Annotated in this window: 26 protein-coding genes; 4 read left to right on the plus strand and 22 right to left on the minus strand. The window is 62.4% G+C overall.

The window, feature by feature from the left end; translation table 11 throughout:
- Positions 1-94 precede the first annotated feature (94 nt).
- The 3 genes from H6851_02595 to arsC all read left to right on the plus strand — a co-directional run bounded on the left by H6851_02595 (position 95) and on the right by arsC (position 2,088).
- Positions 95-427, plus strand: coding sequence for a helix-turn-helix transcriptional regulator (locus tag H6851_02595; protein ID MCB9942501.1), 333 nt, complete (start codon positions 95-97; stop codon positions 425-427).
- Positions 428-652: 225 nt separating this feature from the next.
- A complete protein-coding gene (arsB, locus tag H6851_02600; protein MCB9942502.1) occupies positions 653-1,672 on the plus strand; it encodes an ACR3 family arsenite efflux transporter in 1,020 nt (339 codons plus the stop codon).
- Positions 1,669-2,088 carry an arsenate reductase (glutaredoxin) gene (gene arsC, locus H6851_02605; GenBank protein ID MCB9942503.1) on the plus strand — a complete coding sequence of 140 codons (420 nt, stop codon included), beginning with the start codon at positions 1,669-1,671 and terminating at the stop codon, positions 2,086-2,088. Before arsB ends, arsC begins: the two co-directional genes overlap by 4 nt.
- A gap of 83 nt (positions 2,089-2,171) precedes the next feature.
- Here arsC and H6851_02610 read toward each other — a convergent pair whose 3' ends face one another.
- From H6851_02610 to H6851_02620, 3 genes are read right to left on the minus strand one after another with little or no spacing between them, the layout of a single operon-like run.
- Entirely contained in the window at positions 2,172-3,194 is a 1,023-nt protein-coding gene (locus H6851_02610) for a zinc-dependent alcohol dehydrogenase family protein (GenBank protein MCB9942504.1), read from the minus strand.
- A 17-nt stretch (positions 3,195-3,211) separates the two neighbouring features.
- Positions 3,212-4,195, minus strand: a complete 984-nt coding sequence (locus tag H6851_02615; GenBank protein MCB9942505.1) for an aldo/keto reductase — start codon at positions 4,193-4,195, stop codon at positions 3,212-3,214.
- A 19-nt stretch (positions 4,196-4,214) separates the two neighbouring features.
- Positions 4,215-4,610, minus strand: coding sequence for a cupin domain-containing protein (locus tag H6851_02620; protein ID MCB9942506.1), 396 nt, complete (start codon positions 4,608-4,610; stop codon positions 4,215-4,217).
- A 141-nt stretch (positions 4,611-4,751) separates the two neighbouring features.
- Between H6851_02620 and H6851_02625 the strand changes: the two genes are divergently transcribed.
- A complete protein-coding gene (locus tag H6851_02625) occupies positions 4,752-5,645 on the plus strand; it encodes a LysR family transcriptional regulator (protein MCB9942507.1) in 894 nt (297 codons plus the stop codon).
- A 105-nt stretch (positions 5,646-5,750) separates the two neighbouring features.
- On the opposite strand, the gene H6851_02630 is transcribed toward H6851_02625, so the two are convergent.
- The 19 genes from H6851_02630 to H6851_02720 all read right to left on the minus strand — a co-directional run bounded on the left by H6851_02630 (position 5,751) and on the right by H6851_02720 (position 24,913).
- Positions 5,751-6,350, minus strand: coding sequence for a hypothetical protein (locus tag H6851_02630; GenBank protein MCB9942508.1), 600 nt, complete (start codon positions 6,348-6,350; stop codon positions 5,751-5,753).
- A gap of 212 nt (positions 6,351-6,562) precedes the next feature.
- On the minus strand, positions 6,563-7,177 hold the full coding sequence (locus H6851_02635; GenBank protein MCB9942509.1) for a CDP-alcohol phosphatidyltransferase family protein: 615 nt from the start codon (positions 7,175-7,177) through the stop codon (positions 6,563-6,565).
- A gap of 18 nt (positions 7,178-7,195) precedes the next feature.
- A complete protein-coding gene (pssA, locus tag H6851_02640; GenBank protein ID MCB9942510.1) occupies positions 7,196-8,104 on the minus strand; it encodes a CDP-diacylglycerol--serine O-phosphatidyltransferase in 909 nt (302 codons plus the stop codon).
- Positions 8,104-8,805: a phosphatidylserine decarboxylase gene (locus tag H6851_02645; GenBank protein ID MCB9942511.1), complete on the minus strand. Its 702-nt coding sequence runs from the start codon at positions 8,803-8,805 to the stop codon at positions 8,104-8,106. The genes pssA and H6851_02645 overlap by 1 nt, the downstream gene beginning before the upstream one ends.
- Positions 8,806-8,827: 22 nt before the next feature.
- On the minus strand, positions 8,828-9,532 hold the full coding sequence (locus H6851_02650) for an FkbM family methyltransferase (protein MCB9942512.1): 705 nt from the start codon (positions 9,530-9,532) through the stop codon (positions 8,828-8,830).
- On the minus strand, positions 9,529-10,770 hold the full coding sequence (locus tag H6851_02655; protein MCB9942513.1) for an adenylate/guanylate cyclase domain-containing protein: 1,242 nt from the start codon (positions 10,768-10,770) through the stop codon (positions 9,529-9,531). Before H6851_02655 ends, H6851_02650 begins: the two co-directional genes overlap by 4 nt.
- On the minus strand, positions 10,767-11,243 hold the full coding sequence (locus H6851_02660; GenBank protein ID MCB9942514.1) for a cyclic nucleotide-binding domain-containing protein: 477 nt from the start codon (positions 11,241-11,243) through the stop codon (positions 10,767-10,769). Before H6851_02660 ends, H6851_02655 begins: the two co-directional genes overlap by 4 nt.
- 24 nt (positions 11,244-11,267) lie before the next feature.
- Complete coding sequence (locus H6851_02665; protein MCB9942515.1) at positions 11,268-13,898, minus strand: ATP-binding cassette domain-containing protein; 2,631 nt, start codon at positions 13,896-13,898, stop codon at positions 11,268-11,270.
- 76 nt (positions 13,899-13,974) lie between these two features.
- Complete coding sequence (locus H6851_02670; protein MCB9942516.1) at positions 13,975-14,469, minus strand: GNAT family N-acetyltransferase; 495 nt, start codon at positions 14,467-14,469, stop codon at positions 13,975-13,977.
- Entirely contained in the window at positions 14,469-15,230 is a 762-nt protein-coding gene (locus H6851_02675; protein MCB9942517.1) for an SDR family NAD(P)-dependent oxidoreductase, read from the minus strand. Before H6851_02675 ends, H6851_02670 begins: the two co-directional genes overlap by 1 nt.
- Positions 15,231-15,302: 72 nt before the next feature.
- Positions 15,303-15,779 carry a F0F1 ATP synthase subunit B gene (locus H6851_02680; GenBank protein MCB9942518.1) on the minus strand — a complete coding sequence of 159 codons (477 nt, stop codon included), beginning with the start codon at positions 15,777-15,779 and terminating at the stop codon, positions 15,303-15,305.
- Entirely contained in the window at positions 15,776-16,414 is a 639-nt protein-coding gene (locus H6851_02685) for a F0F1 ATP synthase subunit B' (protein ID MCB9942519.1), read from the minus strand. Before H6851_02685 ends, H6851_02680 begins: the two co-directional genes overlap by 4 nt.
- A 75-nt stretch (positions 16,415-16,489) precedes the next feature.
- Complete coding sequence (locus H6851_02690; protein MCB9942520.1) at positions 16,490-16,714, minus strand: F0F1 ATP synthase subunit C; 225 nt, start codon at positions 16,712-16,714, stop codon at positions 16,490-16,492.
- Between the two features lie 76 nt (positions 16,715-16,790).
- The gene (locus H6851_02695; protein ID MCB9942521.1) at positions 16,791-17,519 is read right to left on the minus strand and encodes a F0F1 ATP synthase subunit A; all 729 of its coding nucleotides are present in this window, start codon (positions 17,517-17,519) and stop codon (positions 16,791-16,793) included.
- Between the two features lie 164 nt (positions 17,520-17,683).
- Positions 17,684-18,025, minus strand: coding sequence for an AtpZ/AtpI family protein (locus H6851_02700; protein ID MCB9942522.1), 342 nt, complete (start codon positions 18,023-18,025; stop codon positions 17,684-17,686).
- 151 nt (positions 18,026-18,176) lie between these two features.
- Positions 18,177-22,334 carry an AAA family ATPase gene (locus H6851_02705; protein ID MCB9942523.1) on the minus strand — a complete coding sequence of 1,386 codons (4,158 nt, stop codon included), beginning with the start codon at positions 22,332-22,334 and terminating at the stop codon, positions 18,177-18,179.
- A 137-nt stretch (positions 22,335-22,471) separates the two neighbouring features.
- Entirely contained in the window at positions 22,472-23,056 is a 585-nt protein-coding gene (locus tag H6851_02710; GenBank protein ID MCB9942524.1) for a DsbA family protein, read from the minus strand.
- A gap of 58 nt (positions 23,057-23,114) precedes the next feature.
- Positions 23,115-24,392 (minus strand): SEL1-like repeat protein, encoded by a 1,278-nt coding sequence (locus tag H6851_02715; GenBank protein ID MCB9942525.1) that lies wholly within the window; start codon positions 24,390-24,392, stop codon positions 23,115-23,117.
- Positions 24,389-24,913, minus strand: coding sequence for a DUF721 domain-containing protein (locus tag H6851_02720; protein MCB9942526.1), 525 nt, complete (start codon positions 24,911-24,913; stop codon positions 24,389-24,391). The genes H6851_02715 and H6851_02720 overlap by 4 nt, the downstream gene beginning before the upstream one ends.
- Positions 24,914-24,940 lie beyond the last annotated feature (27 nt).

Raw genomic sequence — 24,940 nt, forward strand, 5'->3', positions numbered from 1 at the left:
TGCCGCCGCTGATGGAACGTACCGGGCCGATGCGGCCGCCGTTGGATGCGGTCGGGTCTTGCCAATCATCCATTAATTCTATAAATCATGAAATATGGAAAAGAATTGCGCAATCGCCTCTCTGTCCGCCCTCGCCCATGATATCCGGCTGGATGTCTTTCGGCTGTTGATCCGGGCCGGTCCCGAAGGAATGGCCGCCGGTGAAATTGCGGCGACGCTGGATATCAGGGCCAACACGCTGTCGAACAATCTCACCGTTCTCAGCACGGCGGGTCTGCTGCGCGCGGTGCGTGAGGGCCGCTCGATACGCTATTTTGCCGAGATGGAGACGATGCGCGGACTGCTTGCCTTCCTGATGCAGGATTGCTGCGGCGGCCGCCCCGAATTGTGTCAACCGGTTCTCGACCAGATTGCCTGCAATTGCTGAGAACTGCCATGGCACACCCCATCCATGATGTTTCCCATCTGTGCACCGGGAACTCGCCCCGATCGATCCCGGCTGACGCAGTCCCGAATACACGCGTTACGGACCGACACCGCGCTTTTCGGGAACGAACAGTCTTTCAGCCGGAGCGAAGAGAGAGACCATGCTCCCGAACCCCGCTTCAGAGGATCGACGATGACCGATGCAATCGATGTTGAGACGAGTGTCATGGGCATGTTCGAGCGCTGGCTGACTCTGTGGGTCGCGCTGGCGATGGTCGCCGGACTGGCGATCGGCCGGGTTGCGCCGGGTCTGGTCGCAGCGGTGGCAGAGGCCGAGATCGCCTCGATCAACCTTGTCGTGGCGGTCCTGATATGGGCCATGGTCTATCCGATGATGGTCAATGTCGATTTCGGCGCCGTGGCCGGAGTTGCACGCCAGCCGCGGGGTCTGCTGATCACGCTGGCAGTCAACTGGCTGATCAAGCCGTTTACCATGGCACTGCTGGCGGTTCTGTTCTTCGATCATGTCTTTGCCTGGTGGATCGCTCCCGAAGATGCGCAGCAATACATTGCCGGCCTGATTTTGCTGGGAGCCGCCCCCTGCACCGCCATGGTGTTTGTCTGGTCGCAACTGACGCGCGGGGATGCGGTCTACACGCTTGTTCAGGTTTCGGTGAACGACCTGATCATGGTGGGGGCCTTCGCGCCCATCGTTGCGTTGCTGCTGGGCGTGACAGAGATCGAAGTGCCGTGGCAGACGCTGGTCCTCGCGACCGTGCTGTACGTCGTGCTGCCGCTTGCGGCAGGGCTGCTGACACGGCGCCTGTTGGGAACTCAGCCTGCAATCGACATGTTCTCGGCACGTGTCAAGCCATGGTCTGTCATCGGCCTGATCGCCACGGTGGCCATCCTGTTCGCGCTGCAGGGCGATGTGATCCTCGGCCGGCCGTTCGTCATCGCGCTGATCGCCATTCCGATCCTGATCCAGAGCTATGCGATCTTCGCGATCGCCTATGGTGCGGCCTATGCCCTCGGCGTTCCGCACCGTATCGCCGCTCCGTGTGCCATGATCGGCACGTCGAACTTCTTCGAACTGGCCGTGGCGGTGGCAATAAGCCTCTTCGGCCTGAACTCCGGCGCGGCACTGGCAACCGTCGTCGGTGTGCTGGTCGAAGTGCCGGTGATGCTTTCACTGGTGGCCTTTGCCAACCGCACGCGCAGCCGCTTTCCGGAAGTCCAGTCATGATCGTCATTCACCACAACCCCGACTGCGGCACATCACGCAATGTGCTTGCCATCATCCGCGCGTCCGGTGCCGAACCCGTCGTGATCGACTATCTGTCGGAAGGCTGGACCCGACCGCAACTTCTGGCGCTCTTTGCCGCTGCGGGCCTGAGCCCCCGGCAGGCGCTGCGCGAGACGAAATCGCCAGCGGCAGATCTGGGCCTGATGGAACCAGGCGTGAGCGATGACATTCTCCTTGATGCAATGGTCGCTCACCCGGTCCTGGTCAATCGCCCCATTGTCGCCTCGCCCAGGGGCGTACGCCTGTGCCGTCCGTCCGAATCCGTTCTGCCGCTGCTCGATAGCCCGCCCATCGGGCCGCTTTTCAAGGAGGACGGCCAGATGATCCTGAATGAAAAGGGCGAAGTTGTTGCCTGACCCGTAGAATGTCAACGCCGGTCAGTTTTCCCCCTGCCGCTCCTGACGCATCGCTCCCGGAGATGACAGCGATGCCGGTCAGGTCAGCCTTCCACCTGCAACAGGGTCTTGATGGCGCGGCGTTCATCCATGGCCTTGTAGCCCTCGGCGACCTCGGCGATGGGCAGGGTCAGATCGAAGACCTTGCCGGGCTGGATCCTGCCCTGCAACACGCGGTCCATCAGATCGGGCAGGAAGCGTCGGACGGGAGCCGGGCCTCCGAGCATGCGCTGCTGGTTGAAGAACAGTTGCTGGCCGTCGAAACCGACACCATGCGGCACGCCGACAAAGCCGATGCTCCCCCCTGGTCGGCACACGCCCGTCGCCTGTTGCATGGATTGCTCCATGCCGACGGCCTCGATCACCGATTCCGCGCCGACGCCATTCGTCAGTTCCATGATCCTGGCGATACCGTCCTCGCCGCGTTCCTCGACGATATCGGTGGCGCCGAATTCGCGGGCAAGTTTCTGGCGGCTGTCGTGACGGCTCATGGCCATGATGCGACCGGCACCCATTTGACTGGCGGCCAGCACGCCCATGAGGCCCACCGCACCGTCGCCAACGACGACCACCGTGCCGCCCTCACGCACATTGGCAGCGACAGCACCATACCAGCCGGTGCCCAGCACATCCGAGACCGCGAGCATATGCGGGACCATCTCCGGGTCAGGCATCTCTTCGGTGGGCACAAGGGTGCCGTCGGCCAGCGGCACGCGGGCGTAAGGTGCCTGTGCGCCGGTCATGAACTCACGCTGCATGCAGGAGGACTGGAAGCCGAACTCGCAATGCGGACAGGTATTGTCCGACAGGCAGAAGGAGCCGACGACGAACTGGCCCGGCCTGACAGTGCGAACCTCGGATCCCACCTCGACGACAACGCCGCAATATTCGTGCCCCATATGGGCTGGACCGTCCTGCGGCTGCAACCCGCGCCAGGGCCAGAGGTCGGAGCCGCAGATGCAGGTTGCCGACAGCCTGATGACGGCATCGGTGGGCTTGAGGATCTTCGGGTCCGCGACCTCTTCATAACGCACATCGCCGGGGCCGTGCATCACGGTAGCATACATGGCAGGTTTCCTCCTGGTTAGCGATTGACACGCGCCTGGGCGAAAGCGTTGTAGCGAGCGCCGACGATCTCGATCTCATCCAGAGCAGTCCGGATGCGGGCAAGGTCGGCAGGCGACAGCGCAACTTTTGCCGCACCGAGATTTTCTTCCAGCCGGTGCAACCTGGTCGTGCCGGGAATCGGCACGATCCACGGGCGTTGCGCCAATAGCCAGGCCAGCGCGATCTGCGCGCGCGTGACACCCTTCGCCTCGGCGATCCGACCGATCTCATCGACCAGCGCGCGGTTGGCAACGCGGTTTTCCTCCGAGAAGCGGGGAATGGTGGAGCGGTAATCCTTGTCGCCGAAATCCGTCGATGCATCGATGGCGCCGGTCAGGAATCCCTTCCCGAGCGGGCTGAACGGCACGAAGCCGATGCCGAGTTCCTCCAGCAGGGGCAGGATCTCGCCCTCGGGCTCGCGCCACCACAGCGAATATTCGCTTTGCAGCGCGGCAACCGGCTGGACGGCGTGGGCGCGGCGGATCGTATCGGGGCCGGCCTCGGACAGGCCGAAATGCAGCACCTTGCCTTCGGAGATCAGGTCGCGGACGGCGCCGGCGACATCCTCGATCGGAACGTTCGCATCCACCCGGTGCTGATAGAAGAGATCGATGCGGTCCGTGCGCAACCGCCCGAGCGCCGCCTCGCAGACCTCGCGAATGCGTTCGGGTCGCGAATCCTGTCCCTTCATGGCGTCGCCATCCTGGAAGCCGAACTTGGTGGCGATGACGACGCGATCCCGGATCGGTGCCAGCGCCTCGCCGACCAGTTCCTCGTTGACAAAGGGACCATAGGCTTCGGCCGTGTCGAAGAAGGTCACGCCTTGCTCATGGGCGGCACGAATCATGCTGATACCATGAGCGATGTCCACCGCTGGACCGTAGCCGTAGCTCAAGCCCATGCAGCCATAGCCGATGGCTGATACCTCGGGGCCATCCCGGCCCAGTCTGCGGGTTTGCATCTGCGTTCCTCTCTCGGACTCAGGCGCCGTATTCGGCGTCGGTGACGTGCTCCATCCAGGTAACAACCTTGCCCTCCTGGACTTCCTGGACGGCGTAGTGACTCATGCCCGTGTCCGGCGAGGCGCCATGCCAGTGTTTCTCGTCCGGCGCGAACCAGACGACGTCGCCTGGCCGGATCTCCTCGATCGGTCCACCCTCCCGCTGCACACGGCCACGACCGAAGGTGACGATCAGGGTCTGGCCCAGCGGATGCGTGTGCCAGGCGGTGCGCGCACCGGGATCGAAGGTGACATGGGCGCCCTGCACCCGATCGGGCGCGGAGGGATTGAATTGCGGATCGACCCGGACCTTGCCCGTGAACCAGTCGGCTGGTCCTGCTGCCGAGGGCCTGGTTCCTGCACGAAAGATCTCCATCTCCACTCTCCTTCATTCCGCATTGTGCGTGGGTAGAGCCGCAAACCACACCCACACTCCCTTCGACCGCTTCAAGATAGGCCGTGCCGCCCGGCACTCGAAATGCTAGATCAAGAATGAGCCTATCTTCAGGAGATATGAATGCGACGGGAGGAAATGGGCGACCTGATGGCGTTTCTGGCCGTCGCCGAGGAGCGCAACTTCACCCGTGCCGCCGCCCGGCTGCAAACCTCGCAGAGCGCGGTGAGCGCCGTGGTACGCAGGCTGGAGGAACGCTTGGGCGTTCGACTCCTCACCCGCACGACCCGTGCCGTCTCCCCCACCGAAGCCGGTCAACGGCTGGCCGATACCCTGCGCCCCGCCCTCGACGGCATCGAGGCGCAACTTGTCATGCTGGACGAAATGCGCAGTCATCCGGCGGGAACGATCCGGCTGTCGGCGAGTCGTACGGCTGCGAGGCAGATCGTCCTGCCGACGGTCAATCGCCTTCTGGCAGAGTATCCGGACGTGAATATCGAGATCGCCGTCGATTCACGCTTCGTCGATATTGCCAGGGAAGGTTTCGACGCGGGTATCCGACTTGGGGAAAGTCTCGACAGGGACATGATCGGCGTCCGCATCGGGCCTGAACTGAGAATGGTTGTCGCCGCCGCGCCGGATTATTTCCGCGATCGCCCCGCACCGAGGACACCCCATGACCTGACCCGCCACAACTGCATCAACCTGCGCATGCAGTCCGCCGGCGGACTTTATGTCTGGGAGTTCGAAAGGGCCGGTCGGCCGCTGAATGTCCGTGTCGACGGCCAGTTCACCTGCTCGGATTCCGATCTGGTAGTCGAGGCGGCGCTGGCTGGACGCGGGCTGGCCTGCCTGCCTTCCGATCACCTCGGTGCCCTTGTCGATTCCGGCCGGCTCGTGCGCGTGCTTGCCGACTGGTGCCCGCCATTTGCCGGCTACCACCTCTACTACCCGAGCCGGCGCCAGATCACACCGGCCTTCCGCCTGCTGGTCGATGCGCTGCGCTGGAGGGAATAGGCGATCCATCCCACCTCTGTGTAAATCCCGGGGAGAAATTGGCCCACCTCGCTGATCCGAACGACACGGACACGGCCCTCATCACGAGGTCTCGCACCGCATCCATCATCTCCGCCGAGCGAAAACGACCTCATTCGTGCGGTGTTCGACGCTTTCAGGTTCCTGCAGGTCCGTCAGATCAGATCCGGATACGGGCGCTGAGGTCTGCCCCGTGAGCGGAACGCCGACCATCCGCATCTCTCGGCCACCGGATAGCGATCCCGAACCCGATACCCGCTCCATGACGTTACGATATATGGGGCCATAGAGGCTGAGGCTGGCCAGACGGAAATGCACGGCGTCGCCATCGTCGTTTCGTCTTGAGCGCGAGATCTGTTCGAGGTCGGCGATCTCCATGGCCTCGACAGGATCGAGCACCCCCGCACGGTCGGCAAAGATGCTCGCGAGATCGAGGCGGCCCTGCATGGCATAGCCGAGAGCCAGACCATTCAGCGCGTCGAGGGATTCACGATCCCTGCGCAGGACCTGCCTGAGCTGTTCCATGCCGCGATCGACATTGCCGGCATCGAGATCGGCCCGTCCGCTCCGGGCGAGCTCGCTCAAGGTCGTTCGCTCCTGTTCGGACAAGCCATTCCTTTCGCTGAGGAATCCACAGCCGGAAAGGGCCAGAAATGCCCAGACCAGACCGAGCAGGCGCAGGTTCATCGTCTTCCATCCTTTCAGGGCTGGGGGGCAACTCGCCTTCCATGCCGGAAACGCGGCATGGCTTTCTGTTTGCCTGAAAGGTATCGGATCATGACATGGTGCGGACGTTCTCCATCCCGAGGTACGAAACTATCGTCCCGAACCTTAACCAATGCCTATGGAATGCGAGGAAACTGAATGATTTGACCATCGGTACACGATCCCGAACGGTATCATTTCCTCTCGTGGAGCTGATCAAAGGCCATGGCGATCCGGCTTGCCGTCGTTACCCAGCACAACCCGCCGAATGTCCACGCAAGCCATGGGAATGCCCCCGGCCAGAGGCACAGGGCGACGAGGAAACCGATCGTTTCCGTCCCTTCCGTCAACCCTCCCAGATAGTAGATCGACTTGTGGCCGCGCCGGTCGGTCGAAAGCTGCCGCCTGGCCGCCATGATCGCAAAGGCGAGGAACGATGTCCCGGTCCCGATGAATGAAAAGATGAGAAAGCTCGCCGCGAGCCCGTTCGACGATGGATCGTACAGGGCAAAGGCGAACACCAGACCGGAATAGAAGATGAAGTCGAGCGTGATATCGAGATACCCCCCCAGATCCGTGGCGCCCTGGATACGCGCGATAGCCCCATCAAGGCCATCCGCAAGCCTTCCCGCAAGCATCAGTCCCAACGCAATCCCGAATGCGCCGAAAGCCACCGCGATCATGCTACCAAGACCAAGCGCAAAGCCCGCCCAGGTGATCGTATCGGCGGCGATGCGACGCTTGTGGAGCTGCCGGGCCATGCCTTCCAACGGCGCATCAATGAGGCGACGCATCCACGGATCGAGCATGATGAGCCGGCCCGAACGTCAGCTGTTGGAGGATTTGTCGATACGAATCACGCGCGGATCACATGCGGGAGGCTCGCCCGGGTCACCGCCATCCGTGCGGTGATTGTCGGCAGTATCGTCATCGCCGCCGCCATCCTCGCCATCGGCCATGCCGACGGCCGAAGGTGCGGCCGCATAACGACGTGAATGCAGATAGGCCACGGGCAGGAAGAACGCATAGCCGCAGCCGATGAGCAGCAATGTCGCCCACGGCTCCGTGACGAGGAACACGAGCAGCATGCCGGCTGCGAGCAGTGTCGGGATGACGAAGGCCTGCGATACTCGCAGCTTCTTGATCGAGTAGGTAGGAACGCGGCTCACCATCATCACCGCCACGAACGTCAACACAACGGCATTGAGATACCAGTTGCGCGCGATCTCATCGCCATGGACGAACGATCCGACCATGGGAGTCAGGGCAAGGCCGGCAGCAGCCGGAGCCGGTATGCCGGTGAAGAAATGGTGCATCCAGGCAGGCTTGTCGGGGTCGTCGAGTTCGGCGTTGAAACGCGCGAGGCGCAGCGCACAGCAGGTGGCAAACAGCATGCCGAGCGCCCAGCCGATGGCGCGCACGTCATGCAGGACCCAGAGATAGATGACGAAGGCGGGCGCAACACCGAAGCTCAGGAAGTCGGCAAGGCTGTCGAGCTGCTCGCCAAGCTTGCTCTCCAGCTTCAGCAACCGGGCGGAACGGCCATCGAGACCATCGAACACGATTGCCGCGACGATCAGGCCGACAGCCAGCTGCCAGCGGCCGTCAAGCGCATAGCGCATACCGGTAAGACCTGCGCAAAGCCCCAGCACGGTGAACATGTTCGGCACCAGCGTGATCAACGGCTTGGGCCGAAGACGGCGGCGGCGAATACGATTGGCGAGTGACTTGTCCATCAGCTGGTGCGTCCCCGGCGCTGGGTCTGGCTGCCGTCCAGCAATGCAATCACCGTTTCGCCGGCAACCGCACGCTGGCCAGGCAACACGAGCGGAATGGTTCCCTTCGGCATGTAGATATCACATTTGCTGCCAAAGCGTATCAACCCGACACGTTCGCCGGCCCGAACATCGTCGCCCTCTTTGCTGAACGCGATGATGCGGCGGGCGACGAGACCCGCGATCTGCACCAGGCCGACGTCGCGGCCGTCCCGTGTCGCGATGCGGAAGGACTGCCGTTCATTCTCGTCGGAAGCCTTGTCGAGCGACGCATTGAGGAACTTGCCCTTGTGATAGGCAACCTTCGCAATCCGCCCGATGACCGGCGTACGGTTCACATGAACATCGAACACGTTCATGAACACGCCGACGCAGGGCAGCGGAACACTGCCCATTTCGAGCTCGGGCGGGGGTACGCGCGGCTCGACATGCTGGACGACACCGTCCGCCGGACTTGTGACGACAGCCGGATCGTCAACCGTGGTTCGATGAGGATCGCGGAAGAAATAGGCGCACCAGGCGGTGAGCAGCAGGCCGACCCAGAACAGCGGCGTCCACAGGTAGCCAAGGACGACGGTCACCAGAAAGAAGATGGCAATGAACGGCCAACCCGCCGGATGAATGGGCACCAGAAGCGAGCTGGGCGATCCCGGATCTTTCATTGTTCCTCGTTTCTCTTCGGGCTCAGGGACGGACGAAAACGCCATCCACCTGCAATTGCCGGGCGAGCTTGCGCTCGAAATACCCCGGAATGATCATATGGAGTTCGAAACCGAGCGACTCCATGCGGGCAATGGCCGACCGCCACGCCTGTTCGCCTTCATAAACGGGCACAAGGGCCATTTCCAGCTGGACGGACTTCATCCGGTCGATGACACCGCGAGCACCATCGAGCACCTGGGGTTCGAAGCCCTGAACGTCGATCTTGAGGTGGCCACGGGAAAAGGCCGGCAGATCGATGCTGTCGAGTCTGTTCACGACCACGTCGAGACGTTCGAGGACCATGGAGCTCGGTGAAATATCGGCAAGCAGCCGCGATTGCGGGAGAATCGAACTCATGTCGCTCTCGCTCGAATGCTCGATGACGATCATTCCTCCCTCGTCACCCAGTGCCATGGGTGGAGCGACATCCCAGCGATCGTCACCGGAAGCGGCCCGCGACAATTGCGCATGGGCCATGGGCAGCGGCTCGAACGAAAGGATGCGTCCCGGATAGCCGAACCGGCGCAACATCGAGCCATATTGGCCGACATTCGCCCCCACATCGATGACCAGGTCAATGGCATGGAATTTCAGGATGGCGGCAAGCTGGGCCAGAGGGTCCCGGGGCTTGCGCCGGGCAGCCAGATCGAAGCCCCCCACCCCGGCGACCCACTGCAACCAGTTCATGATGCAGCACTGGCCAGTTCCCCCCGCCGCAACGGCATGTCGTCGGGGAGACCGTAGACCTCGACCTCGCGATCGACGCCACGCAGATGATAGGAACCGATGCGCGGCAGGAACATGCGCATACCCTCGCACATGGCGACAAATTCCCCCGATAGCAATAGTTCGCGGCGGAGATCCTTCGTCAGTCCATCGAGTCTCGCAGCGACGTTGACCGCCGGACCGATCACGGTGAAGTCCAGACGGCTGACCGCACCGATATTGCCATACATGACGTCGCCCACATGAAGGACAAGACCGAAGCCGACCTCGTTCCTGCCCTCGTCGCGGCGACGCGCATTGAGTGCCTTCATGCCCTCTATGGCCTTGATCGCCGCCGAAAAGGCGCGCTGGCAGGCTGCCCGGTTCTCCAGCGGAAAAATCGCCAGCATCGCATCGCCCATGAACTTGAGAACCTCGCCGCCTGCTTCGAGGACGGGACTGGCCATCGTATCGAAGTAATCGTTCAGGCACTCGATCAGTTCATCCCGGGCCAGCGATTCGGACAGATGGGTAAAGCCCCGCAGGTCGCAATGCCAGATCGCCGCCGTGATGGTTTCGCCGCTGCCACGCTGGATATCGCCGGCGAGAATGCGTTCTCCCGCTCGCGTCCCGACATAGGTATTGAGCAGGTTCCTGGTGATGCGTCGGTTGAGCCGTACCTCAAGGACCATGCCGAGGACCGGCATCAGATCGTTGATGATCTGCAACTGGTCGGTGGTGAAACCACCGTCTTGCCGGGTTGCCCAGCTGGCCGCATGGATGGTGCCGCTGACGAATTCCATGGGCATGACCACATAGTCGACCATCCCTCGTTCTCGAAGTTCATCATAGATATCGTATCTGGCCGCACCGTCGGGCAGCGGAATATCGAGGCGTTGTCGGATCGCCCCCACTTCGCCTGCGAAAATGGGGCGCAGCGGACTGTTGAGGAACGCATCCGACGACAGACCGCCATGCACATACATGGTCAGTTGCGCCATCTCGAACCCGGGCTCCCACTGCACCGATCCTGCCTGGAACTGCGGATGCAGGGTGCGCATGTGAACGCTCGCCCGGTCGACAGGCACGCCATCCTCGACCATCCTTTCGCACAGCTCGCCAAACAGGTTGTCGAAGAACGGCTGGGTGCGGGTTTCGAAAACGAGCCATTCGAGCGACCGGCTCCGGGATCTCGGCCACAGGTTCCGGGTACCGGTCATCCGTTGCGCTGCTCCAGTTGTTCGATGCGCAACCGGGCATCGGTCAGGTCCTGAGTGGTGTGATGCAATCGCGAAGCAAGCTCATGCATGATTTCCATTCCCACTTGCGGGAACTGTGTCACCAGATTGAAGAACCCGTCCTTGGAAACACGCATGGTGACAAGCCGGCTGCGGGCGATGACCGTCGCCGTTCGCGGAACATCGCACAGGATGGCAATTTCGCCGACGAGTTCGTTCTGCCCGAGGCTGGCCACCTTGATGCGCTGATCCGGTGGCACGTCCACCATGATGTCGGCATCGCCTTCGAGGAGGATGTAGGCGGCATCGCCGACATCTCCCTGATGGAACAGGACGTCGCCGGAGTCGTATTCGAGGTGTTCACTGGTGAATGCCAGAAGCTTCAGTTTGGCCGGATCGATCTTGCTGAACAGGGGAATGTTGCGAAGAATTTCAACCTCACGCTGCAAGCTCACGGTGACACCTCCCTGTTCGCGGACTCACTGGCCGACCAATGCATGATAGGCACTCCCGTCATGATCCAGACTGGCGACCGTTCCCTTTTCGGCGATGGACCCATGATCCATGACGATCACGTTCTTGAAGTTCTTTGCGATCTGCGGTTCCTGTAGTGCCCAGATGACCGTTCGGTTGTCGAATGAAGACAGCACATTTTCAAGGACGACGCGAGCTTCCGACCGGTCGAGCGGACCCGTTGCGTCAACAAGTATGAGGACATCCGGCTCTTTCATCAGGGCTCGCGCAAGCCCGAGCTTCTGCCGCTGCGGTGCCGACAGCAACCCACCACTGACCCCGCATTCGAAACGGATGCCCACCGCGATGATGCGATCGCGCGTATCCGCCTTTTCGAGAATATCCCCGATCAGCGTCAGAATCTTCTCGCGTGCCTGCGCCTGCCCGTAGGCAACACGGCCGAACAGGATATTGTCCTGAATCGTCGTCGCGCGATTGTACTGATCTGGATCGAAAAATTCGATCACACCCTTCAGCTCTTCGGGCAGGTTCTTGCGGAAAGCCGCACGGGCCTTGAGAACTTTGCCCTGCAACTCTTCTCCGATCAGTTCGAGCCGGTGTCTGGCGACGATGAACTTGAACGGCAGGGAAAGGAGCTTCGCACGATCGTCCTCATTCAAATGGTCAAGATGATTGACGTCGGCCCTGCTTACAAGCGCGCGATATTCCGGCAGGTCTTCGGCATTGATGAAGCTGAACTCCCGGTAATATTCATGATCCGGTGACAGGTCAGCGAACAGTTCGACCATTGTCGAGGCCAGATGATAGCCGGCCTCAATCAGGTCATCGGTCAGGTTTTGCCCGTCGAGCACACTTCGCACATACCGGTTCCCCGCAAGGTGCTCGATGTCGAAGGCATCGCTGGTTGTCGTTCCGAAAATGAGATTTTCACCCAGGGTCGCATTGGTGTTGTAGCGTGCGAGATCAAAGGGCTCGACCAGTCGCGACAACCGCGGATCTTTTTCAAGGCGCTGCCGCATCTCCCTGCGCGCGTCCAGCAGCAGGGCTTCCAGATCGTTGTCGTCGGGTTGCCGCAGGCTCGACCTCAGGCCGATCGAGTAGGCATCATGATCGAGCCCGACCAGCTTGAGTATCTCGATGATGCGCGGCAGCTTCTCGTCATCGGACCGGATGCCGATCGAGGCGAAGTCCGTCCAGTCGTCGAATGGAAACAGCGGCGAGTTGCCGGCCCGCGCCGACTCGAGCAAGTAGGCCCCACGTTCCGGATCGTCCGATTTTGCGACCGGCCGATTGCACAGACCATAGAGCATGTTGTCGCGAATCGAACCACGGAAGATCTGGGTTGGATTGCCTACAAACGCGATCTTTCTGCCTGCCTGGAATTCCGGCAGTTCGGTAACATCGACACCGCCATACAGGACCCGGCCGCTCGATGGATCGAGCAACCCGGCCATGCACAGGGCAAGCTCCTCCTTGCCGGATCCCGACGAACCCACGATGGCGATCGTTGTCGGCAGGGTAAAGTTAGCCGAGCAGGAATCGAGGATGACGCCTCCGTCCTCGTCCTGCAACCCCAGGCCGTTGATCCGTACATCCTTCCTGAAATCCGGCCCGGGTGCCGCCGGAACGGCTTCGGCGCTCTCCGGCTCGCGCAAGCCCTGCGGCATGAACTGGGTAACGACCTGATCGTATTTGATCCGGACATCGTAGACCATCTGATAGAAGGACAAGAGCTCTTTCCACGGAGAAGTTATGTCCTTCTGCGCGCCAATGACCGCGACCAGCGCACCAACGGTAAGCTGCCCCTGAATGACAAGGTATCCACCGATAGAATAAAAGAAAAACGGACCAATCTGCGAAAGGAAATTATTGAGAAATTTTATGAGAAATTTCTTCTTGTATATTTCGAAACGAAGATTGAATACTTTCGATAATTCACTTGAAAAGCGCGCGCGTTCGAAATTCGATGCGCTATTGCCACGAATATCCCTGACACCAGCGGCCGACTCGCTGATCTTTTCCGCATTGCGGCGGACCTGGTTGACCCTCTGCTTGCCCAGCTGGTTCACCTTGGCCTGCAACTTGGGAATGATCCAGATCTGCAACGGATAGAGAGCCGTGGCGGCGAGCCCCAGTACCGGATCCTGAACGAACATGAACGTCAGACTGATCAGCAACGTACCGCCCTGCAGGCCCGGTGTCGTCACCGCCTCGCCCACAAAACCACCCAGCGGCTCGACCTCTGCATTGATCATCTGCACCAGCTCGCCCTGGCTGACGCGCTTGAGATGCGGTAGGGGAAACCGCAGGACATGGTCGTACAACTGGTAGCGCAACCGTCGCAGCATCCGCTCGGACACGACGCCGGCATAGACATTGACAACATATTTGAGCCCGCCACTGGCGAGCACGGTCGCAAGGAAAAGCCCGCACAGGGTCCACAGCAGTTCCATCCGATCCCACTGATAACCGAAAAACTCAGGAGACGGATCGGTGCCCAGAGCCCGGTTGATGATGAGCTTGGGCAGCTCCAGAGCGGCATACCCCAGCGGGAGGGTGAATGCGGTCAGCGCCAGGATCACGACCTGCTGCTTCCAGGCATAACGCCGCAGGAATGCGAAAATGGTCGGTTCCATCCTACCTCACCCCTGTGTGCGGGCGATGAACGGCCCGCACGACGATGTCGGGTCGATTGTAGAGGTATCGCCCGGGCTAACCAAGGCGGCGGTACATCACATACGCGTCGACCAGACCAAGCCGGGGATGCCGGAACGCATCGGGAATGGTGCCGATGACGATGAAACCGAGACCGCGCCAGAGCCGCACCGCGACGGCGTTACTGGCAATGACAAAGTTGAACTGCATGGCCGCATATCCCAACGCCGTCGCTTCCTCGATGGCGCGCCCGCCCATCCAGCGACCGATGCCGAGACCACGCGCCCGTGGCGACGTCACGAAACCGGCATTGCAGATATGGTTGCCGCCACCTTGCTGGTTTGGCTTGACATAGAATGTCCCCAATGCGGTTCCTTCGTCATTTGTGGCGATCCATGACACGCGCGGCGATTCGATCCATGCGGCGAGCGCCGCCTCGCGGCTCATATCGCGATCGAGCGCATAGGTCTCACCGTCACGGATCACCGGTTCGAGCATATCCCACAACGCATCGCTGTCGGCCGCCGTCGCGCGCCTGAGATGAAACGACATTATCGAGGTGCCATGCGCAAGGCGCCGTCGAGGCGGATGACCTCCCCGTTGAGCATGACGTTTTCGGCGATATGCTCCACAAGTGCAGCATATTCTCCGGGATCGCCAAACCGACCGGGAAACGGAATCGATGCCGCGAGGCCCTGTTGTACATTCTCGGGCATGCCCAACAGCAGCGGCGTGGCAAAGAGCCCCGGCGCAATGGCCATGACCCGGATGCCGCGACCGGCCAGCTCGCGTGCCGCCGGAAGCGTCAGGCCGACGATGCCGCCTTTCGACGATGCATAGGCAGCCTGCCCGATCTGGCCATCATAGGCCGCTACTGACGCCGTATTGACGATGACACCGCGCTCGCCCGTTGCCAAAGGTTCGAGATCGTTCATGGCGGCTGCCGCAACGCGCAACATGTTGAATGTGCCGATGAGGTTGACCTCGATCACCTGCCGATAGGCGTCAAGCGGCATCGCACCATCACGGCCGACGATACGCCTGGCCGGACCGATACCCGCACAATTGACCAGCAATCGCGGTGCTCCGACGTCGGCGACAATCTCCGCCATCATCGCCTCGGCAGCCAGTCCGTCCGACACATCCAGCTCTTTGGCAATTATCCCCAGACGTGTCGCTTCGACGCCCGACTTCTCGCGGTCACAATCCACCAGAACGACACGAGCCCCTCTGCCGACCAGCATCTCCGTCGTTGCGAGACCGAGACCGGAAGCGCCGCCAGTCACGACTGCAACCACACCATCAAGCTTCATTTCTCCTCCCCGCCAACGTGAAAAGCCGCCCGGCACGCCGGACGGCTTTTCACATTTCACCAAGACGCGGTATCAGGCAAGCTTCTGCTTCACCTCCGAGATCGCGCTTTTCATGACAGCCTGCGCACCGTCACCACCAAGATGCTCCGTGAGGATCTGGCGTGTCGTCTGGACGGCGAGATGCGCCGCACGGGTGCGCACATCACGCAAGGCCCGCGTTTCCTCCTGGGAAATCCGTTCGAGGGCAAGCTCCTCGCGACGCTTGAGTGCATGCTCCATCTCCGCCTTGAGCCGCTCCTCAAGACGCTTGGCCTCGCTCTGCGCATGCGCGACGATCTCCGCCGCGGCATTCTCGCCTTCGACCAGCTTTGCCCTGTGCTTGTCCAGCAGCGCACGGGCTTCCTCATGGAGCCGGTTGGCCTCGTCGAGTTCGGCGCGTATGCGCTCCCCACGCCTGTCCAACCCTCCGATGACCATCGAGCCCAGAGGCTTGCGGATCAGGAAAAGCAGGCAAAGCAATGCGACCATCAGGACAATTATGGGCATCATGCTGCGTTCTCCCGAACGACGGCCAGCGCACGCCTGGCCTCATCCACGCCGACCTTGACGCCGATCAGCCGTTCAGTTGCGGCCTGAGCTGACTCGACGGCGACATTTTCGACCTCGGCCATCGCCCGCGCACGTGCTTCCGCGATGCGTTTTTCCGCATCGGCGACCTTCCTGGCCATGGCTGCATCGACCTCGGCCAGCCTTGCGGCCTGCTCTTCGGCTATGCGATCACGGATTTCCTTGACCTGCTTCTGCGCCGCGGCATGAGCCTTCGCGAGACTGGCTTCATACTGCTCGTAGGCGGCTTCGGCCTCGGCACGCAGTTCCGCCGCTTGGTTAAGATCGCCGGCTATACGTTCCTCGCGCTGACGGATGATGTCCGACAGCTGCGGCACCGCCTTCCTCGAAACGATCCGGTACAGGACCACGAAAAAGACGACCAGCCAGAAGACCTGCGGGAGGTAGGTGCTGACGTCGAGCTGCGGCATGCCACCCGAATGCTCGGCACCGTTATGAGCCTCGGCAGCGGCGGACACTTCCTGGGCCGTTTCGGCAGCAGCGACCAGCCAAGGCACGAGAGCCACGAAGGCTCCCATGACCATGGCACCCGCTGTACGAAGATAGCGAGCCATCATCTTCATCCCTTCGCTTCGATCATCGGGCAACGCCTCCGATCAGACACAGACGCTGCGATGGTGATCGAGCGCCGATCAGCCGAAGAGCAGGATGAAGGCGACGACGAGCGCGAACAGGCCAATGGCCTCGACGAGCGCAAAGCCGAGGAACATGATCGGCTGAAGCTTGTCCTGGGCGGCCGGATTGCGACCGAAAGTGGCAATACTGGTGGCGATAACGTTGCCGATACCGATGCCAACACCCGCAAGGCCGATACAAGCCAGGCCAGCGCCGATCATCTTGGCTGCTTCAATCTCCATCTTGTCACTCCTTTTGCGACGTCGAAGTTGGGATATCCGGTTGGAAGGAACTCTGAAGTCAGAGTACAGCGATGACTCAGTGCAGATGCACCGCGTCGTTCAGGTAAATGCACGACAGGACAGTGAAGACATAGGCCTGCAGGAACGCGATCACGATCTCAAGACCGGTGAGACCGACGGCGACAAGGAACGGCAGGATGCCGAATACGCCCATCGCAAGCACGAATCCGGCGAACGTCTTCATCATGATGTGGCCGGCGGTCATGTTCACCGCAAGACGCATCGAGAGACTGAACGGACGGATCAGATAGGACAGGATCTCGATGGGAATGAGCAGCGGATAGATGAACATCGGCACGCCGGCAGGTGCGAACAGGCTCAGGAAATGCGTTCCGTGCCGTGCAAAGCCTATCACCGTGACACCGCCGACGATGCACACGGCCATGACGAGAGTGACGATGATGTGACTGGTGTAGGTGAACGTACCCGGAATCATGCCGATGAGATTGCCGAGCAGAATGAAAAGGAAAACGGACATGACAATCGGCATGTAGCGCATGCCTTCCTTGCCGACATTGTCCATGATCATGCCCTTGACGAAGTCATATATGACTTCGCACAGCGATTGCATCCGGCCGGGGACGATACTCGCTCCATCGAGACCGCGCTTGAACAACCATGCTGCCACACCGACGGCAATGGCCATGAACAGCGCCGAATTGGTGAATGAGATGTTAAGGCCAAGCGGTTCGAAGACCATCGTCATGATCGGCTTGACTTCGAATTGCTGAAGTGGACCTGCCAACTTACCCTTGCCCCATCATCAGTCCGACATGCCGACACAACTGCATCTCGGACGTTCATCCTTCACCGGAGCAGATTTCGATCCATCGCGATCGGCATCATGCCCTGCCTCTCCGGACCGCCCCCCCTGGTGCACACGGGTAAACCACCCATATGCGCCGGGCTTCAGCGCTCGTTGCCGGCCTCCGCCTGCTCCGCGCGCTCGCGATCCAGCCGCTTCATGTAGCGATACGCATTCAGCGTGCCTGCTGCCGTGCCAAGAACAAGCATGATGATGAGGAACACCGGTCGTGTGTCGAGCCACCCATCAAGGAAGTAGCCCAGGACCACGCCGAACAAGACACCTGCAATCAGCTCGATACCGACATGCAAGCCTGCATGAGCCGACGACGCATTCCTGCGCCTGGATTGGGCGTCCTCATCCCTGCTGCCCGGCTGGCTCGCCTTCAGGCGCTCCAAACGTGCATCGAAGTCGACAAAATCGGGCTTGCGATCATCCTCGCTCATCGAGCCTCACCGCGATACCGGCGCCAGACACATCGCCCGCCCCTCGACCCGGCGCGAAACTAGGTGCGGCTCTTACCCCTGTCAAGAATGCGCGGCACGATCGTGGACGAGTAAAACAGCGGGTTGTTCGGGAATGACAGGTTATGCGGCACTATGCCCTAGATCCGATCTCCACCGCCTCGTCGAGGGCAACGGATACGAGACGCGATACCCCGCGCTCGATCATGGTCACCCCGAACAGCCGGTCCATGCGCGCCATGGTAAACGGATGGTGGGTAACAACAACGAAGCGCGTCCTTGTCTCCCGGGCGATTTCCTCCATCAATAGAACGAAGCGCTCGACATTGGCATCGTCGAGGGCGGCATCGACCTCGTCCAGCACGCAAAGCGGGCTCGGCTCGCTCAGGAAAAACGCGAAGATCAGCGCCAGTGCAGTCAGGCTCTTTTCTCCACCCGACAACAGTGAAATGTTCTGCAGTTTCTTGCCCGGCGGCATGGCTTCGAGTTCGAGGCCGCAATTGAGCGGATCGTCGAGATGGGTAAGGCGCAGATGTGCCTTGCCACCCTGGAACAGCTTGCCGAACAACCGGCGGAAATGATCATCGACCTTGACGAAGACCTCGTTCAGCCGCTCGCGTGCCTCCCGGTTGAGAGTCGAGATGCCACTCTTGAGGCGATCCACCGCATGCCGCAGATCCTCTTCCTCGCGGCGAAGCCCGGCCAGTTCCGCCTCGCGTTCATCGGCCTCGATGGCGGCCCGCAGGTTGACCGGCCCCGCCCGTTCGCGTGAGGTGACGAGTCGTTGCAGCCGCTCCTCCATGGCCGGAACATCGGCATCGGCAAGCATTTCGGAGATGGTTTCCTGTCCGAGAAGATCGTCGACCGGCTTGTTCAACCGGGCACGCGCATGGGCAAGTGCGGCATCGACACCGTCCTGCAGGCGCTGGCGTTCGGCACCTGCCAATGCCATGGCCTCATGGCAGGCTGCCAGCCGCGCCTCCGCCTGCCGGCTGGCTTCGGTACATCGGGCCAGCAGTCCCTCGGCAGCCGCCAGGGCCTCCTGTTCCCCGGCCAGCGCAGCGGTCAATCGCTGAAGTTCGGCCACGATCTCCGCATGACGGGCTGCCGGGCCGCTTTCGGCCCGATGCCGTTCGAGCTTGTCCCGCGCCTGGCTCAGGCGCGCAACGAGCGGCTCACGGGACCGGACCGCATTCTCGCGGGATTCGATCAGCCTTGCGTGCTCCGCCTTCAGGGATGCGATGCGCTGTTCCAGCGCCGACAGGCGGGCGGCATGGCGGGCGGCTTCCTGGCGAACTGTCTCCAGCTCGTTGCGGCGGGCATCAAGCCTCGCGGCATGAGCGTCCCGATCCTCACGGAGCCCGGTCAGTTGCATCTCGATGGCCGAAAGTTCTCCACCGACAGCATCGATCTCCGCATCGAGTTTTTCCGCGTCCCGGGTCAGTGTCGTCGATGCGGTGCTGCGATGCGCCTTTCTCACCTCGGCTTCGCCACGACGGCGTTCGAAGGTGATCTCGGCCCGGGTGACGGCTTCGAGCAGTTCCGTCTCTCGCCCCCCCTCCTTGTCGGCTTCCTTGCGGGCAGTTTCGAGGCGGCCTTCGACCGAGGCCAGCCGATCGCGCTGCGATGCAAAATCCCGCTCGAAATGGCGAACGGTATCCGCAGCCCCCTGATACCGGGCCTCGATGGTCTTCAATAGCTGAGGATCTTCCTCGCCCAGCTTCTGCCGTTCGTCATCGAGCACGGCCTGCTCGCGTTGCAAGGCATCACGTTCCTCCACCAGGCGGGCGCGACTGGCACCCCCAACCTCGATCTCACGGGTGAGCTGGTCGCGCTTCACCGTCTGCGTGCGGAACTCCATCTCCAGCCGGCGGTGCTCGGCACGAACCTCGGCAAGCTCGCCTTCCAGCCGGTGCAGGGTTGCGCGACTTTCGGCACCGTGCGCCTGCGCCTCCATGAGCGCCTGCCGCAACGCCGGCATTCCGGCCGCGAGCACGGCGAGACGACGACGCTGCATCACCCGCAGCTCCCCGGGGTCCTCCTCGCCGGGCAGGCGCACCAGACCATCCCACCGCCACAGCCCCCCGTCCTGCGTGACCAGCCGCTGCCCCTGGGCGAGTCCCGGTTGCAGTCGCGATGCGGTCTCCGAATCGGGACATACGCCCACCGACTGGAGTCGCCGACGGAGGATTTCCGGCACGTCGAGATGACCGGAAAGCGGTTCGACTCCCGCGGGCAGGGCAAGAGTGGGCAGTTCCGGGTCGAGATGCCTCCAGAACCCGCCGGACGAATCGCCATTCTCGACCCGCAGCAGCAGGTCATCGCCCAGCGCTGCCGCAAGAGCTCTGCCCCAGGCTTCGGGCACATCGAAACTGTCGATGACCGGATGGCCATCGTCGTCACTTTGCAGCGACCTGAGGGCGGCGTCCTCGGCCAGCGAGCGTTCGAGTTGCCTTTCGGCCTCGCCGACCCTGGCTACAGCGATCTCCCGCCCCTCCACGGCAGCCTCGCAGGCTGCGGTAAGGCGTCGCTCGGCCTCTTCCCTGTCGTCGAGTTGCGCCTTCAGGGTCGCGCACTGGGCCGACAGCCGCTTGTGGGTCTCGCCCCTCGCCTCCAGCGCCAGCGCCGAGAATTCCCGCTCGATGGCCTCGATCCGCCGGCCAACCCTCTGGCCTTCACGGTCGAGGCGGGCCAGCTGGTCACTGCGCGCCTCGTGCCTCTGACGGGCCTGCCGCAGCTCCACATCGACTTCCTGTCGTGCCGATACGGCAGAGGCAAGCTGCTCGCGCCCGCTCTCCACCCTCGAACCCAGTTCCTTCTGCTGGACAGCCAGCGCCTCGGCCCGTTCCATCGCCTGACGCCGCGTCCGGCTCGCCGCCTCATGCTCCGCTCGCGCCTCGGCAAGCCTGCGGCCGGCAACCTCCACCAGCGCATCATCGTCCACGGCAACCAGCCGTTCGAGCTCCTGAGCGACGTCGGCACGGCGGGCCCTGAGCCCGGCCAACTGGCGCGCGAGGCTTTCATGGCGGGCCTCGGCCGTGGCCAGTTCCCGTTCCATCTCCTGCAAACGAAGACTGTCTTCACCCGATTGCCGTGTCAGTGCGGGTTCGATGTCACGCAGTTCGGCGAGCCGGGCACCAACCTGTGTCATTTCTTCACCGGCCGCCGTGGCTTCGAGGTCACGCTCGGTCAGCATCGTTTCGGCGCGCTCCGCATCCCTCCGGTAGGAATCGAGCCTTTGGCGAAGTTCCTCGACCTGCTCGGCCAGCATGGCAGTTTCGCGTTCATGCTGCTGCCGGCCTGCCTCGACGGACGAGAGGCGCTCCTCGGCCCGCACCGCGAGGGCCGACGCCAGCGATACGGCCTCGCGCCGGGCAGGAAGCGCCTTTTCGGCGACACCCCGGGCCTTCTCCGCCTCACTGGCGGCATGTTGTCCCCGCGCATGCTCGCGGGTCAGTTCCTCGTGGCGCACACGCGTCGTCTCCAGCGCCTCACGGGCCTCCTTCAGCCGCGCCAGCGTAACCATCGCCTCAAGTTCGCGGATCTGTTCCTGCAGCTTGCGATAGCGCTCCGCCTGCTTGGCCTGACGGCGCAGCTCGACCAGCCGCTCATCCTGACCGGCAATGCGGTCCGTCACCCGTTCGAGATTGCGCTCGGTGGCGGCGAGCTTGAGTTCCGCCTCGCGCCTGCGACTGTGCAGACCGCCGATACCGGCCGCATCCTCCAGCAGGCGGCGACGCTCCTCCGGTTTCGCCTCGACGACGAACCCCACCTGCCCCTGACTGATGATCGCCGGGGAACGGGCACCCGCGCCGACATCGGCGAACACCAGATGCACGTCGCGCGCCCGGACCTCACGGCCATTGATCCGGTAGGCGGAACCGGCACTGCGGCTGATCCGCCGGGCGATCTCCAGTTCCTGCAATTCGAAGGGGGCACCGGCCTCCGCCAGCCCCGGCGCTCCTTCGACGGTTGTGTCTTCACCACCCGCAACAGCCTGCTTGCCGGCCGTTGGCGACGGGACGCTCACCGGCTTTTTGACGAGAAGCGAAACCTCGGCAATGTCGTAGGCGCTGCGCAGGGCCGAACCGGCGAAGATGACATCGTTCATCTCCGACCCGCGCAGGCCCCGTGCGGAGCTTTCTCCCATCACCCAGCGCAGTGCCTCGACGATATTCGATTTGCCGCAGCCATTGGGACCGACGATGCCCGTCAGCCCCGAACCGATCTCCAGCTCAACCGGATCGCAAAACGACTTGAAGCCGCTCACACGCAGTCGCGAGAATTCCAACAGGCACCGTCACAAGATCTTGGGAAGATGTCGCGACGCTATCACCATATGCGAGAAAGGCAATGGGCTCTTTCACTTCAACCGAAAGCTTAACAGGACATCGGCCATCCCCGCCGAATTCGCACGGAAATCATGGTTCAGTCGAGGAGGTCGTCGAAAATTTCAGCGAACTCGTCAATCGGCCGGTCGCCGGAATAGGTCTCGCCATTGATGATGAAGGTCGGGGTCGAATTGACATCGAATTCCTTCACGCCGTCGACACGCATCTGCAGGACCGCATCGCCCATGGCCTTGTCGTCGAGGCACGCTCTCGACTGGTCCGGCGAAAGGCCACCCAGTTGCGCCAGCTGGATGAGTGCCGCGATGGGATCGTCAGCCCGCGCCCATTGTTCCTGGCTGGAGAACATCGCATCGATGAAGGAAAAATAGCGCTCGTCGCCCGCGCACTGCGCAATGACCGATGCGGCCAGGGCGATCTGGTCGAGCGGAAACTCGCGTACCACCAGCTTCACCTTGCCGGTGTCGATGTACTGTTCCTTGATGGCCGGCAGGGTTCCGGTGTTGAAGGCCGCGCAGTGGGGACAGGTCAGGGATGCATATTCAATCATGGTGATCGGTGCATTCTCGTCACCCATGACATGCTCCCCAACCTCGGCGGCCGATGTCATGGACCCCGTCGCCAGCACGATGATGGCAGCAAACCAGCTCAGGCCTTTTCGCATATCGTCTCTCCGATCATGAACTATCCCTCGACCTTGTCCTCATATGAGGGCTGGAATCTCATCGTCCAAGGGAAGCGCGCTGCAAATCGCCCTTGAGCGCACGCGCGCGTGCCTGCTCGTTCGCCGACAGGCGTCCCCGGACACGATCGGCACGCTCCTGCCCGCGGTCGTAGCCCCCCTCGGCCGAAAGCTCGTAGAGGGCCAGTGCCAGCGCCGGGTCGGATGACCTCAGCCTTCCGCGCTCATGCAGTTCCGCGAGCCGGAAATATCCCTTGGGATTGCCGGCCAGACCCGACCGGCGATAATACGCGGCAGCGTCGTCGAAGTCCTGCAACTCCGACTTGTCACTGTAGATGTCTCCCAGATAGAGCAGCGCGCGGTCGTCGCCGAGTCGCAGGGCCTGTTCGAAGCGGGTGATGGCCCGACGCATGTCCTTCGGCACGCCTTCGCCGCGATAGTAGATCTTGCCGAGATCGTATGCACTTGCCGCATGTCCCCGGTCGGCAGCCTCCGCGAAATAGCGGGCGGACTTGACCGGATCGGGTTTCAGATTGCCGGCACCGTCGCGATACAGTCGCGCAAGGTCGACAATCGCCATGTCGCGGCCGGCTTCGACCAGCTCGCCATACATGCGTGCTGCCCGTTCGCCATCCTGCGGCACCCCCTTGCCGTCGCGATACATATCGGCGAGACGGTTCCTTGCGCCCTGATCGCCATTCCGGGCTTCCTGTTCGAGCGTGGCAGCAACGATGGAATACCAGCGACGCGCGGCTCCGGGATCGCGGGGCAGCGCATCCCCCTTGTCATAGCGCTCCGCCAGTTCGATCTGGGCCGGCAGGTAACCGCTATTCGCGCTGGCTTCCAGTGCGGCGATCGCCTCCTCCTCGCTGCCGCTGCGTTCGCTAAGAGCGAGTGTCGCCAGTTCGAAGCGGGCCGGTTCGTCCCCCTTTTCGGCGGCACGGCCGAACCATCGTGCCGCGTTGGGAATGTCGCGCGACAGGCCGTCCCCCGACCTGTAGGCCCGCCCGACCTCGCGCATGGCCACGGGCGAGCCAGCATTGGCCGCCGCCAGATACCATGCCACCGCCTCCTCGCGATCCTCGGGACCGCCCCTTCCGTCTTGCAACATCCTGGCCAGCGATATCTGGGCGTCGACAATCCCCGCCTGCGCAAGACGACGGTACTCCGTTCGGGCCGACGCGAAGTCATGGCGGCTTTCCGCATCGCGCGGTACCCGCAACAGGTCACGCTGGATGGCCGTGGGTTCATAGGCGGGCCTGCACGCGACAAGCGACAATGCGAGAGCCAGAACCGTGGCGGCTGCCGAACCCCTCATGCCGTCGCCCCGCCACGCCCCTTCAGGGTCCGCCCCAGGCCGGAGAGGGCACGATGGAGGGCTTCGGACTCGATACCCTTGAGATTGTCGGCAAGTTCGGTTTCCTGCTCAGCGGTGAGGATGGCACGCGGCGCATCGGCTGCCTGCTGCGGCGGGCGCGGCAGGGTGCCCTGGAGGATGCGGATGTGACGTATCGCATCGAAGCCGAAATAGTCGTTCACCCGCTCCACGAGCTGGCGGGCATGGTGCTGCAGTTCGAGCGCGGCCCCTCCGGATGCGCGCAGGAAGAGCACGCCCTGTCGACGGGTTCCCTTGCGGAAGTCGATGGCCAGCGGCTGGCACCGCGTGGCCAGCGCCCGACCGACGATCACCGGCCAGTCGTTGAGAATGGAGGCCTGCGCGAAACCCCGGCGCCGTGCTGCCGGCGACAGGAGGTTGGCGACGAGGTGCGACATCGGGGTGGTGACGTGGGTTCGCGGTCCGCCCGATGGCCGCACGTGCTTCTGGTCGTTTTCATCCATCACAACTATCGTCCCTTTCGTCCGGGA

It is taken from the genome of Geminicoccaceae bacterium, from assembly GCA_020638465.1.
Taxonomy (GTDB): Bacteria; Pseudomonadota; Alphaproteobacteria; order Geminicoccales; family Geminicoccaceae; genus JAGREO01.

Bases quoted from the DNA above. Each gene is read 5' to 3' on its own strand.
- H6851_02630 (MCB9942508.1), bottom strand. From the start codon at position 6,350: ATGAACCTGCGCCTGCTCGGTCTGGTCTGGGCATTTCTGGCCCTTTCC.
- H6851_02625 (MCB9942507.1), top strand. From the start codon at position 4,752: ATGCGACGGGAGGAAATGGGCGACCTGATGGCGTTTCTGGCCGTCGCC.
- H6851_02635 (MCB9942509.1), bottom strand. From the start codon at position 7,177: ATGCTCGATCCGTGGATGCGTCGCCTCATTGATGCGCCGTTGGAAGGC.
- pssA (MCB9942510.1), bottom strand. From the start codon at position 8,104: ATGGACAAGTCACTCGCCAATCGTATTCGCCGCCGCCGTCTTCGGCCC.
- H6851_02665 (MCB9942515.1), bottom strand. From the start codon at position 13,898: ATGGAACCGACCATTTTCGCATTCCTGCGGCGTTATGCCTGGAAGCAG.
- H6851_02690 (MCB9942520.1), bottom strand. From the start codon at position 16,714: ATGGAGATTGAAGCAGCCAAGATGATCGGCGCTGGCCTGGCTTGTATC.
- H6851_02720 (MCB9942526.1), bottom strand. From the start codon at position 24,913: ATGGATGAAAACGACCAGAAGCACGTGCGGCCATCGGGCGGACCGCGA.
- H6851_02685 (MCB9942519.1), bottom strand. From the start codon at position 16,414: ATGATGGCTCGCTATCTTCGTACAGCGGGTGCCATGGTCATGGGAGCC.
- arsC (MCB9942503.1), top strand. From the start codon at position 1,669: ATGATCGTCATTCACCACAACCCCGACTGCGGCACATCACGCAATGTG.
- H6851_02615 (MCB9942505.1), bottom strand. From the start codon at position 4,195: ATGCAAACCCGCAGACTGGGCCGGGATGGCCCCGAGGTATCAGCCATC.
- H6851_02670 (MCB9942516.1), bottom strand. From the start codon at position 14,469: ATGTCGTTTCATCTCAGGCGCGCGACGGCGGCCGACAGCGATGCGTTG.
- H6851_02700 (MCB9942522.1), bottom strand. From the start codon at position 18,025: ATGAGCGAGGATGATCGCAAGCCCGATTTTGTCGACTTCGATGCACGT.
- H6851_02620 (MCB9942506.1), bottom strand. From the start codon at position 4,610: ATGGAGATCTTTCGTGCAGGAACCAGGCCCTCGGCAGCAGGACCAGCC.
- H6851_02710 (MCB9942524.1), bottom strand. From the start codon at position 23,056: ATGCGAAAAGGCCTGAGCTGGTTTGCTGCCATCATCGTGCTGGCGACG.
- H6851_02650 (MCB9942512.1), bottom strand. From the start codon at position 9,532: ATGAACTGGTTGCAGTGGGTCGCCGGGGTGGGGGGCTTCGATCTGGCT.
- H6851_02595 (MCB9942501.1), top strand. From the start codon at position 95: ATGGAAAAGAATTGCGCAATCGCCTCTCTGTCCGCCCTCGCCCATGAT.
- H6851_02680 (MCB9942518.1), bottom strand. From the start codon at position 15,779: ATGATGCCCATAATTGTCCTGATGGTCGCATTGCTTTGCCTGCTTTTC.
- H6851_02675 (MCB9942517.1), bottom strand. From the start codon at position 15,230: ATGAAGCTTGATGGTGTGGTTGCAGTCGTGACTGGCGGCGCTTCCGGT.
- arsB (MCB9942502.1), top strand. From the start codon at position 653: ATGGGCATGTTCGAGCGCTGGCTGACTCTGTGGGTCGCGCTGGCGATG.
- H6851_02655 (MCB9942513.1), bottom strand. From the start codon at position 10,770: ATGACCGGTACCCGGAACCTGTGGCCGAGATCCCGGAGCCGGTCGCTC.
- H6851_02610 (MCB9942504.1), bottom strand. From the start codon at position 3,194: ATGTATGCTACCGTGATGCACGGCCCCGGCGATGTGCGTTATGAAGAG.
- H6851_02645 (MCB9942511.1), bottom strand. From the start codon at position 8,805: ATGAAAGATCCGGGATCGCCCAGCTCGCTTCTGGTGCCCATTCATCCG.
- H6851_02715 (MCB9942525.1), bottom strand. From the start codon at position 24,392: ATGAGGGGTTCGGCAGCCGCCACGGTTCTGGCTCTCGCATTGTCGCTT.